This window comes from Okeania sp. SIO1H4 (assembly GCF_010672695.1).
Lineage (GTDB): Bacteria > Cyanobacteriota > Cyanobacteriia > Cyanobacteriales > Microcoleaceae > Okeania > Okeania hirsuta.
The window spans coordinates 60,444-71,964 of sequence record NZ_JAAHGB010000033.1 but is presented as its reverse complement, the minus strand read 5'-3'; the positions used below and the strand labels follow the sequence as shown (position 1 = coordinate 71,964).

Genomic DNA, 11,521 nt, shown 5'->3' with positions numbered 1-11,521 from the left:
AATATAAGTATTTAGGAAAAGGGGGAAGTGAAGCTCATATTGATGCAGTTGAAAAAATGACTCGAAGGAATCTTATTGATGAGTTGGAGAGAGTTGTTCATTCCCTTCAAGAAAGTTATTTAGATATTTGTTTTGGTGGAGAAATTGAACCAGACCCATCCTATGATCTTCAGGATGATAAATAATGTGAGAAACGAAGATAATTCCAGATTTGATTTCTAATACAATCACCGATTAGTTAGTGTAATACTTACGCTAACCACTTTTTCTTTTTGTCCAAAGTCCAATATTCGACAAAAAGCTATCATTATAAATGTAGAGATCTGTACAGTCGTTATCTACATATTGTCAGAACCGATCTATCTAAACAATTCTTATTTCTAGCTTCTATATTTATTATAGGCAATCTACCTAACATTTAGATAATTTTTTTTTCGGGAATTTTTTGATGTTTTTTACCTTCCTATTTCTGGATTATTCATCTCCGGAAACTAAGTTTTTTCCCAGGTATTACAAGGGATTAAAGTTAATGTCGGAGAAGTATATTTCAAGAAACTTTTGCTTAAGCAAAGCCAGAGCTTTAATAAACTGAAGTATTAGCCAGTAAATCACAAACAATGAAACTGTGATACTTGGAATAAATAATATCATCATCAACATTAATTCTGGTTGTTTATGTGCTGCGTTCAAAAAACATAAAATCCATTCTTCTTAATTTCCCGAACATTTAAAAAGTAAATTAAGCCCTTGGATTGTAAAGAGAACCGTACAAATAAGTATAAAAAATCCCTGAGCAAACTAATATCTTGAGATAACTCCTGAGAATCTGCTGTTTAAACATGCAAAACTTCATTAATTTGCTCAGATTCCTCCTCAGTTTTAACCTGCTCAGAATTACCAGAATAATTATCATATTCTGAAGTATCTTCCCTTTTTTTAACACCCCTGATTAGATTAGGAAACAATTTGAGTCTGATCTCAGTCAATAATTAATTAACACTGATGACAAAATCATAGAATTATCTAATTTATAAACGGCCTAAAATATGACCATTGCCAATCTTTATTATTATTTTAATATTAGAGACAAATCATAAACAGAAATGGGAGAAAATATAGTAGCAATATAGACATATTTCCAGAAAATCTTAGCTAAAATCAAAAACATAATTAGGAGATAAATATTATGTCAGACCTTGACCGTGGAATAATGAAATTTAAGGGAGCAGATACTCCCAGCGCGATCGCCATTTCTGCGATTGTGATTCTAGGTGCAATAGTCTTTCTTCTTTTGTGGGGACTTAGTACCGCTTATACAGTTGGCTAGTTAACAACAATACAAGTTTTCTAGAGACGTTCTGGCGGAACGTCTCTTTAAGATATTTAATTTTCAATTAAAATCCAATTTATTTAGAATATAGTAATATTAAATAGTAATATTAAAAGGATATAAAGAACTTAAAAAAAATAATTTACGATTTATTCCATTTGTCATAAAATGCTGCTATAAATAATAACAAGAATCTCAATGATTTTGGATTTTTTGCCAGTTGCTGATTCTATCAATATCATATTAGTTTAATAGAAGTTATTTCAGATAAACCTAGTTTGGAGCTATATTATTAGATATGACTGCTGAAAAAAAAATACATCACCAACAAACTTTAAGTCCTAGTATCTTAGCAGGATGTATGGGCTTTATGATGATTTGTGCTTGGGCATTTGCAGGTCCTAAAGCTTTTGAAAAACCTACTATTGATGTTCAATTGACTGAAACTGAAGATGTAGATGATAAAACAGAAGTTACTCAAGTACAAAGAATAGAAACTGAAACAACTGATACAACAACCACTGAAGCAGAGTCTATAACTACAACTACAGAAACTACAGAAACCGAAACAACTACTACAGCAGAGTCTCCCACTCCCATCACAACTGATACAACAACCACTGAAGCAGAGTCTATAACTACAACTACAGAAACCACAGAAACCGAAACAACTACTACAGCAGAGTCTCCCACTCCTATTACAACTGATACAACAACCACTGAAGCAGAGTCTATAACTACAACTACAGAAACCACAGACACTGAAACAACTACTAGCTCAGTATCTACTTCTCCATCTGCGACCGTATCACCTACTACTAATATTACTACTACCTCTGGATCTGGAACTGCACAACCAACTGCTACATCATCGCCAGAAATCGAAACTTCTGCTGCTACCTCTACTAACACATCTACAACATCTCAACCACAAGGCAAGAATTTGAGTAAAGCCAAAACTTTAGGTCAAGTAAAATTTGGATTTGATGAATTTGAATTATCTCCCCAAGCAGAGCAAACTATAAATAGTCTCATCTCAGAAATTAAAGAATACGATCCTAATAAAGTTACGATTAGAGTTGAAGGTCATACATCTCAGGTCGGTGGTGCTCAGTTAAACCAAGAAATATCTCAAGACCGAGCAAATGCAGTAGTCGAATATTTGAAACAGCAGAATTTACCATATCAGGTTGTTGGCAAAGGAATGGGATTTTCTCAACCACTCCCTGGTAGCGATCCTGCTGCTGATGTCAATCAGCGAACAGTAATTATTTTGACACCCGCTAATTAACTTTGAACTTCTTCACAAAATCAATATTAATTTTTAACTCTTATTTTTCGACTGGCAGATGCCAAATTCTAGGATTTAATGCCAGTTTTTGTCTGTTTAAGACCTTTGACTTGCTTTATAGCAGAAAGAAGAAGGAAGAAGTAAAGAAGGAAGAAGGAAAAAGAAAAAATATTGTGTTGTCTGAGTTTTAAGCTCTCGATCTGTTCGCACCCTTTCCTTCGACTGCCATACCTTATTTGGCCATAGGTAATATGCTATATTATAAAGACTATTCCCGATCAAAATTAATAACTCAGAACTCTAAATGTCTACAAAACCTACCATTTCATTCTCTCACTTAGGGTGCGAAAAAAATCGTATCGATACCGAACATATCATAGGTTTACTAGCACAAGCGGGTTATCAAGTAGATGCTAACGAAGAATTAGCAGATTATGTAGTCGTTAACACCTGTAGTTTTATTCAAACTGCCAGAGAAGAATCTGTTCGTACTTTGGTAGAATTAGCAGAAGCTAACAAAAAAATAGTCATCGCAGGTTGTATGGCGCAACACTTCCAAGAAGAATTACTTGCAGAGTTACCAGAAGCAGTAGCACTTGTGGGGACTGGTGATTATCATAAAATAGTTGATGTGATGCAACGGGTAGAAAAAGGCGATCGCGTCACAGAAGTCTCCCCTCAACCCACCTATATTGCCGATGAAACAACCCCACGTTACCGCACCACATCCGAAGGAGTTGCTTATGTGCGAATAGCTGAAGGTTGTGATTATCGTTGTGCTTTTTGTATTATTCCTCATCTACGAGGAAATCAGCGATCGCGCACCATAGAATCTATTGTCACTGAAGCTCAACAACTAGCAGACCAAGGGGTAAAAGAAATCATCCTCATCTCCCAAATAACCACTAACTATGGAATCGATATTTATGGCGAACCCAAACTCGCCGAACTTCTCCGCGCCCTAGGAAAAGTTGATATACCCTGGATTAGAATGCACTATGCCTATCCTACAGGTTTGACTCCCAAAGTAATAGCTGCTATTCAAGAAACTCCCAATATTTTACCCTATCTAGACTTGCCTTTACAACATTCTCATCCCCAAATATTGCGGGCCATGAATAGACCTTGGCAAGGTCGGGTTAATGATGATATAATCGAAAAAATAAAAGCAGCTATGCCCAATGCCGTGTTGCGGACAACCTTTATAGTGGGCTTCCCTGGTGAAACGGAAGATCATCATGCACATTTAGTGAAATTTGTCAAGCGTCACGAGTTCGATCATGTTGGGGTATTTACTTTCTCTCCAGAAGAAGGAACCCCCGCCTATAGTTTGCCTAATCAGTTGCCCAAAGCAGTGATGGACACCCGTAGAGAAAAAATTATGCAAGTCCAGCAGCCCATATCTGGAAAACAGAATCAAAAATCAGTGGGACAAGTAGTTGATGTACTGATTGAACAGGAAAATCCTCAGACAGGAGAGTTGATTGGTAGGTCACCACGGTTTTCTCCAGAAGTGGATGGACTTGTTTATCTCCAAGGTAAAGCTCGTTTGGGTTCAATTGTGCCAGTGATGATTACAGATGCAGATGTTTACGATTTGTATGGTTATGTAGATTTGAGTAAATCAAGCAATTAGTCATTCAGTTGAAGTGTAGGGTACATTTTTAGGGATTGCCAAAGCATCATTAGACACATAAAGTCTTGCAACTAAATGATACTTATGAAGATATAAACTATACTGGGCTTCTTGCGCAACTTAAAATCTTAACACATTACAATATATACATCAGAAATTCTTCTTAACTTTGATTGCTTTACAGACTTTACATGTAACGCCTGTATCACTTTTAAGTAACTTCTGTAAAAAGTGTGTAATGTCCCAAAACCTCTACATCAATGTACAAAATCTAAAAAATTAAGTTAATTCCAGGAAAATATGTAATAAATGTGGCAAATGTTAAGTCATTTGTTATTATGTTAATCATTATGAAGATAAAGACGAGCTACCCAAAGGGAGCTGTTAAGTATCATAAAATACCTACGGTAATGTAGGTAGATACGCTGGGACATGGAAAACCTCAAAATTAAGGTCATTTTTTCTTCCTTTGTCCAACGGAAACTTGATATATACAACAGCTTAACGATAGCCAAATATTGGCTCTAACCTTTCTCAACAGACCCTCTAGGAAATTCCTCTCTATGGCCGTAGGTTTAGGAGTGAGACGAAAGGAAACTTAATCGCAGGGGCTTAAAATTCCTGAGATTGATATGTGTGAGACAGTAGTAATTTCTATATCTTTATATTGTAGTGGTTGATAACCTACCTGACTTACTTAAAAGGTCGTAGAAACAATATAAATTTTCTATTATATCTACTAGCGGTAGTTCAGGTAATCAGACAAACTACATAACTTAATAATGTTCATGTTTGTCTGCCTGTAAAATCGGAAAGCCTCTACAAAAAAAATCAGAATTTATCCGCCTTGAGAAGCAGGGTGGCTGCGCTGATTCTCCTTTTGAGGAGATTTAAACGCCAGTATAAATTTGAGATATGCGGTCGGCTCGACCGTAAATGCTTGTGGATGAGTAACCGCCGACGGCCTCAGTTGAAGCAAGAAGTAAACGTCAATTTGTCACTTTATGTGACGCTTTGTATCAGTTTTATAGAGCAGGTACTTCACTATACCCAACTAGAGAGAAAAGGAACAGGCATTTTGCCTTTAATTCTGTCGTCGATCTTCAGGTTAAAACCTAGCCGTTGAGAACATACAGACACTACTAAAATGTTAGCTATCAGTTTAGTAGATTTAGTAGAAACTGTGATTGGCAAAGGCATACTGCCCTACCAAATAACTACAGGTTTATCGTGAGCAAGGGCTGATAAGCAGCTATAGTTGAGCATAAATCTGCCTCCAAGTTGGGTAACAAAACCAGATGTAAAATAATTTACTTAGGAGAATGAATGGATTTATCGTTTGCAAATTTAGGAATTTCACAAGAGCGTGTAAATCATCTGGAAACAATTGGTTTTACTGAACCTACTCCGATTCAAGTCCAAGCAATACCTCATTTGCTGGCAGGAACCGATATTGTAGGTCAAGCCCAAACAGGAACAGGTAAAACCGCAGCGTTTTCGTTACCCATATTGGAGAGAATTGAGCTGGAGACAAAGGCAGTTCAAGCTTTGATTTTGACTCCCACTCGTGAGTTAGCGCTGCAAGTTACAGAAGCGATTCGTCAAATTGCTGGTTTGGATAACAAGAGTCCAACGAAACATCGATTACAGGTCTTAACTGTTTATGGCGGTCAATCTATTGAACGTCAGATTCAGCGCCTTCAAAGAGGTGTTCATATCGTAGTTGGAACGCCAGGACGGATTCTGGATATGCTGAGTCGCAATAGTTTAAAACTAGATAGTTTGAAAATGATGGTTTTAGACGAAGCTGACGAAATGTTGAGTATGGGTTTTATTCAGGATGTAGAAAGAATTTTGGATGCAGCACCCACTGAACATCAAACAGCTTTCTTCTCTGCTACCATGGACTACTCAATCAAGAAACTGGTGAATAAATATTTGCGATCGCCAGTAACAGTCAAAGTTGCTCAACAAAAGACAACTCCGAAGCGAATTTCTCAGATTGCTTACATGGTGCCTCGTGGTTGGCCGAAAGCTAAAGCCTTACAGCCAGTTCTAGAACTCGAAGACCCAGAAGCAGCTTTGATATTTGTGCGGACAAGGCAAGCAGCGGCTGAACTAACAAACCAATTACAGTCAGCAGGTCATAGTGTTGATGAATATCATGGTAACTTGAATCAATCCCAACGAGAACGGTTGCTAAGTCGCTTTCGTAATCAACAAGTACGTTGGGTAGTGGCAACTGATATTGCAGCTCGTGGTTTAGATGTGGACCACTTAACTCATGTGATTAACTACGATTTACCTGATAGTGTGGAAAATTATGTTCACCGTATTGGTCGTACAGGTCGTGCAGGTCGTGAAGGTACAGCGATTTCGTTAATTAATCCTTTAGATAAGCGGAAGTTACGGTTGATAGAACGTCATCTACGTCAACGTTTGGATACTCGCTCGATTCCTAAGCGGTCTCAAATTGAAGCCCGACAGTTGCAGAAGTTACAGAATAAGGTACGAGATGCTCTGAGTGGGGAACGAATGGCTTCTTTCTTACCATTGATTGCTCAGTTGGGTGAAGAGTATGACCCCCATGCGATCGCTGCAGCAGCTTTACAGATAGCTTATGATGAAACTCGTCCTGCTTGGATGGGGCCTGATTATGCTCAGGAGGAAGAAATCCCTGTCTATGAAACTCCGAAGCCAAAGCCAAAGCCACGCTCACCGAAGATTCGTCATCAAAAACCTTCTCCTAAAAATCAGAGGAGAGATGGTGACAATTTTGTAGAAGAGGCTTCTGTGTCACGCAATAATTAAGTTACTTATTTCAACGTTGGTTGAAGACCCGCCCTCAGGAGAGTGCGGGATAATCCTATGGGAAAACCAATATTGATTGGTTTTTTTTTCAAACCATGTGCTATAATACTTAAATTGAGGCTGCTGGGCTAGCAGTGTCTAGGGGAGCCATCGGATTGGTGACGTACTGTGGAGCGACCTTAAGACCAAAAAGAGGGAAAGACCTCGGAGGCAGATCCTCTGTTAGCGCAGCTCCTCCGGAGGAGGCAAGAGGGAACAGAAAAACCTAATCAGTGATGGTTAGGAATCCCACGTTGTCGCCTAAGCGCAACGTCGAGAGGATATCAATTCTGGCTGAAATAGTCGAATAGTAATTTTAGAGATGTGGGCGATCGCGTCTCTAAATTTTTTTTAAGGATTTTTACTATTATATCATGTCTGTTTGAATAACCACAATCAAAAATTTAGGGAGTAGGGAGCAGCGGTGCGACCCCGCGGGGTGCGACAGACGCAAGCGGTCGATCTTTGGAGCTTCCCGTAGGGTGAAATGGCGAGGAAACCCGCTCTGGCAGATCCGTTGCGCTAACGCCATATCCAATCGACCAAGGCAAGGAACGCTCACCAAGAGAGGGAGTAGGGAGCACCGGAACTGATAGTGAGGCGATCGCTAAGGTCAGAGAAACTCTTCAATACACAATAGAAACTAAACAGCAAGAAAATTTTGTTTTCCAATTTGCTCAAGAATTAACTCCTGAAAAACTAACACTTTCAGCACTTTAAGAAATTGATTTGTTTGAATTTAACCATTTGGATAAATATTTACTACCTTAACAAGTAACCTATCTAAATCAGATTTAGTATCAGTTATATCAAGTTTGATTAAATATTTATGGAACAGGAGAAAAGTTTAAAATATATCCTCTCCCCCCTCCCTTTATTCAGGATATTTTTTCCCTGTTTCCTCTTAATTTGATTCAGGATATTTTCTACACAACCCAAATCATCCTGTTATATTTTTTAGGATTTTTTTTAGATGCTAAATTATCCTGAATTTAAGATTTTTTTTGCCTTAATTATGCTTGTTTTAATAATTCAGCTCGGATGCAACCTTTTTCCCACTTCCACTTAGGTAGAGATTCTTGGGGAAGAAAAATTGCCCAGATTGAACCTCCAGGACTTTTATAAAAACCCGTAATTTCAGCTTCTACAATACTACTCCAGGGTGCTGATACTAAAATCTTATCCCCCGAACTAAAAACTTTTCCGTTAGCATTGGTGACTTGTTGGATAGATTCTTTTAGCTTTGGTTTTCCTGGTTTTTTGGGTCTTTCTGATTTACTTATTGGTTTTCCTAATTGCCTTTCATTCGTACCTTCTGTTCTTGATGAGGGGCTATTTTTTATTGAATTTGGTTTTTCTACTTTTGACTCAATTTGTTCGTGAAGCGCCTCCTTTGGAGAATTTGGCTCAATAGGCTGTTTTGGTCTAACAGGTCTCCTAATTGCTATTATTTCATGGCTCATCCACTTAACTCCCTATACCTGATTTTAGCTTTGCTTCTGTCTATGATAGCACTGTTAAAATTGTGCTTTTGTTTTGAGTGGCCAAAATTATTATTTTGGTTTCTATATTACACTTTTTATCAGAATTAATTTGTGTTCTGGAGTAACATATCTCTATCAATTAATGATTAAGGGTTACAATTAAACTTCTAATTTTCAGTTTTGGAATCAGGAAAATATTCTTAATTAAAACTATTTTTTTTATAATTGTAGATGTCAAAATGAGTAAATTGTTTCATGCCATAATCAACTAAAAAAGGCTCTACCACAATAATGATGATTGGTAATATTTTAGATGGACGCTATCAAATTATTAAAATTATTGAATCAGGGGAAATTGGCCATGCTTATCTGGCCTTAGACATTCGTCGTCCTGGAGAAGCACAATGTTTTATTAAGCATCTACAACCAAGTATTTATGATCGAAGATTAATTAATATCGTTCGCGATCGATTTCAAAAAGAAGCACAGATGCTAGAAAAGCTTTCTCAACATGATCGAATTCCTAAACTACTTGCATATTTTGAAGAAGATCGAGAGTTTTTTCTAGTTCAATCTTTTATTCCTGGTCAATCTTTAGACAATGAAATATTACCTGGTAAACCCCTATCTGAAAAACAAGTAATTTTAATTATCAATGAAGTATTAGAAATTTTAGTATTTGTGCATGAAAATAGTGTTATTCATCGAGATATTAAGCCTGCTAATTTAATTAGAAGAAAATCGGATAATCAATTAGTATTAATTGATTTTGGAGCTGTTAAAGAAATTAATATTGGTCAGCAAAATCCTACAGCTAGGATTGGCACAATGGAATATATGCCAATTGAACAATTTGAATATAATCCCCAATTAAATAGTGATATTTATGCTTTAGGAATGATTGGCATTCAGGCAATTACGGGATTGCCTAGCAGCGAATTATCGAAACTAAAGGATAATGAAAATGGTGAAAAAAAAGAGATTTTTTGGCGATACCTAACAAATTGTTCTACTTCTCTAGCAGATATTTTAGATAAAATGGTGCGCTATAACTTTCACGAACGTTACCAGTCAGCAGCAGAAGTTATAGCAGATTTAAAAAAAATTAATGAGTTTCCAAGTTTCGCTACAGATAATAAAGAAATTTATCGGGAAGAGGTTATTCGTCGAGCTAGCGATAGAGGAGATATTTCTATTGTCGGGAGAAGAATTTTAGATGAACTTAGAGAAAGTTTAGAACTCTCCCGGGAAGAAACGGAAATAATTGAGGATGAAGTATTAAATCCTTACCGTAAATATCGGATGAAAGGAGAAAGATATGAAGAAACATTAAAAGCTGCGATTCAGGAAGAATATCCTTTTAGTCAAGAAACTCGCCAGGAGTTAGAGCGTCTACAGCAAATTTTAGGACTAACTCAAGAAGATATAGAATTAATAGAAAACAGAGTTTTACCAAAATCTCTACTTACTAAATTTAAAAAAATATTTAGCAATAATAACAAACAATCATCTTTTAACTGGCAGTTGATTTTAGGATTTATCGCTACCTTAATTGTAATAATCTTTGCTATATATAGATATCTTAAATTCCAAAATTATTTACAATTACGTCAACAACAAGTATTACAACAGCAAGAACAAGAATCGGCAAAATTTAATTTTGTAAAAAACTTATACATAGAGCGCAACTATGAAGAATGTATCAATCAAGGAACTTTAATTAGTGAAAAATCTAGCATTTTTGCTGAAGCTCAATCTCTTTTACAAAATTGTCAACAAGGTCTAAATTGGCAGAATTATCAAGTTGAAGATTTGTCTAGGTTTAATGCTTCTATAGGCGCTCTTGCATTTAGTGATAATGGCGAAAATTTAGTTACTGGAAGTAGAGATACAACAGTAAAAATTTTAGAAGTTCCTACAGGAAAAATTATCAACACATTAGCTGCAGATGATTCTCCAATTTGGTCAGTTGCTTTGAATAATAATGGTACTAAATTAGTGGTAGGTACTTATGATTGGAGAGTAATGATCTGGAATTTGGAAACAGGAGAATTATTTCGAGTATTTGAACATTGGGCACCTGTTTGGTCAGTTGCTATGAGTTCTGATAATCAAACAATTGCTAGTGCTAGTGGAGATAAAACAGTTAAAGTTTGGGATTTAGAAACAGGTTTCTTAATTTTTAATTTCCCCGATCACTCAGATGTAGTTTATTCTATTGCTATTAGTCCTGACGGCAGAATATTGGTTAGTGGTAGTGCAGATCAAACTATAAAAATTGAAGATTTATATACTGGAGAATTAATTAATACATTGACTGGACATGAAGGAGTAATTAGGTCTGTTGATATTAGTCCAGATGGGGAAAAAATAGTGAGTGGGAGTTACGATAATACTATTAAAATTTGGAGCTTAAAAACAGGAGAATTAATCAAAACTATTCTTGGTCATACTGCTGAAGTTGTATCTGTTGATATTAGCGAAGATGGTCGATATATTGCTAGTGGCAGTAAGGATAATAATATTAAGATATGGGATTTAGAAACAGGAGAATTAGTTAGTACTTTGACCGGGCATAAAGATGAGATTTATACAGTTACTTTTAGTCCTGATGGTAATAGTATTGCTAGTGGTAGTAAAGACAGAACTATTAAAATTTGGCGACGATAGTAAGAGATAATTAATAATGGATAATGAATAACTTAAGATTTCTAGTTACAAAACTATTAAACTATGAGTAAAATAAAAAGTACCACAGAATATCCAATTACAATAGAGAACAATGGTATAATTCTCCTGAAGCCACAACAGTATATTCATGTTCTTGACAATAACACTGGTGTTATCAGACTAGAAATAGGCCCTCAAACCATTACCCTTGGAGATGCAGAAAGGTTAGTCTGACAACCACAACTGACAATTGTAGTTCC

At 36.3% G+C, this 11,521-nt stretch carries 8 protein-coding genes and 1 pseudogene; 7 read left to right on the top strand and 2 right to left on the bottom strand.

The window, feature by feature from the left end:
• The 4 genes and pseudogenes from F6K06_RS20065 to rimO all read left to right on the top strand — a co-directional run.
• Positions 1-185, top strand: a pseudogene (locus tag F6K06_RS20065) (hypothetical protein); the annotation flags it as partial.
• Between the two features lie 1,001 nt (positions 186-1,186).
• Positions 1,187-1,327: a hypothetical protein gene (locus F6K06_RS20060; protein ID WP_192901095.1), complete on the top strand. Its 141-nt coding sequence runs from the start codon at positions 1,187-1,189 to the stop codon at positions 1,325-1,327.
• Between the two features lie 301 nt (positions 1,328-1,628).
• On the top strand, positions 1,629-2,621 hold the full coding sequence (locus tag F6K06_RS20055) for an OmpA family protein (protein ID WP_124154420.1): 993 nt from the start codon (positions 1,629-1,631) through the stop codon (positions 2,619-2,621).
• 304 nt (positions 2,622-2,925) lie between these two features.
• A complete protein-coding gene (gene rimO / locus F6K06_RS20050) occupies positions 2,926-4,257 on the top strand; it encodes a 30S ribosomal protein S12 methylthiotransferase RimO (RefSeq protein WP_124144435.1) in 1,332 nt (443 codons plus the stop codon).
• 1,044 nt (positions 4,258-5,301) lie between these two features.
• Here the strand turns inward: rimO and F6K06_RS20045 are convergent.
• The gene (locus F6K06_RS20045; RefSeq protein ID WP_161564947.1) at positions 5,302-5,457 is read right to left on the bottom strand and encodes a hypothetical protein; all 156 of its coding nucleotides are present in this window, start codon (positions 5,455-5,457) and stop codon (positions 5,302-5,304) included.
• A 126-nt stretch (positions 5,458-5,583) separates the two neighbouring features.
• On the opposite strand from F6K06_RS20045, the gene F6K06_RS20040 reads away from it, so the two are divergent.
• Complete coding sequence (locus tag F6K06_RS20040; protein ID WP_124144434.1) at positions 5,584-7,068, top strand: DEAD/DEAH box helicase; 1,485 nt, start codon at positions 5,584-5,586, stop codon at positions 7,066-7,068.
• A gap of 1,052 nt (positions 7,069-8,120) precedes the next feature.
• On the opposite strand, the gene F6K06_RS20035 is transcribed toward F6K06_RS20040, so the two are convergent.
• Positions 8,121-8,570, bottom strand: a complete 450-nt coding sequence (locus tag F6K06_RS20035; RefSeq protein WP_124144433.1) for a hypothetical protein — start codon at positions 8,568-8,570, stop codon at positions 8,121-8,123.
• 315 nt (positions 8,571-8,885) lie between these two features.
• Between F6K06_RS20035 and F6K06_RS20030 the strand changes: the two genes are divergently transcribed.
• Positions 8,886-11,261: a serine/threonine-protein kinase gene (locus F6K06_RS20030; RefSeq protein ID WP_124144440.1), complete on the top strand. Its 2,376-nt coding sequence runs from the start codon at positions 8,886-8,888 to the stop codon at positions 11,259-11,261.
• 63 nt (positions 11,262-11,324) lie between these two features.
• Entirely contained in the window at positions 11,325-11,495 is a 171-nt protein-coding gene (locus F6K06_RS20025; RefSeq protein WP_192901094.1) for a hypothetical protein, read from the top strand.
• The last annotated feature ends 26 nt before the right edge of the window (positions 11,496-11,521 follow it).

Coding starts and splice junctions, on each gene's coding strand:
- F6K06_RS20030 (WP_124144440.1), top strand. CDS start 8,886: ATGATTGGTAATATTTTAGATGGACGCTATCAAATTATTAAAATTATT.
- rimO (WP_124144435.1), top strand. CDS start 2,926: ATGTCTACAAAACCTACCATTTCATTCTCTCACTTAGGGTGCGAAAAA.
- F6K06_RS20025 (WP_192901094.1), top strand. CDS start 11,325: ATGAGTAAAATAAAAAGTACCACAGAATATCCAATTACAATAGAGAAC.
- F6K06_RS20035 (WP_124144433.1), bottom strand. CDS start 8,570: ATGAGCCATGAAATAATAGCAATTAGGAGACCTGTTAGACCAAAACAG.
- F6K06_RS20060 (WP_192901095.1), top strand. CDS start 1,187: ATGTCAGACCTTGACCGTGGAATAATGAAATTTAAGGGAGCAGATACT.
- F6K06_RS20045 (WP_161564947.1), bottom strand. CDS start 5,457: ATGCCTTTGCCAATCACAGTTTCTACTAAATCTACTAAACTGATAGCT.
- F6K06_RS20055 (WP_124154420.1), top strand. CDS start 1,629: ATGACTGCTGAAAAAAAAATACATCACCAACAAACTTTAAGTCCTAGT.
- F6K06_RS20040 (WP_124144434.1), top strand. CDS start 5,584: ATGGATTTATCGTTTGCAAATTTAGGAATTTCACAAGAGCGTGTAAAT.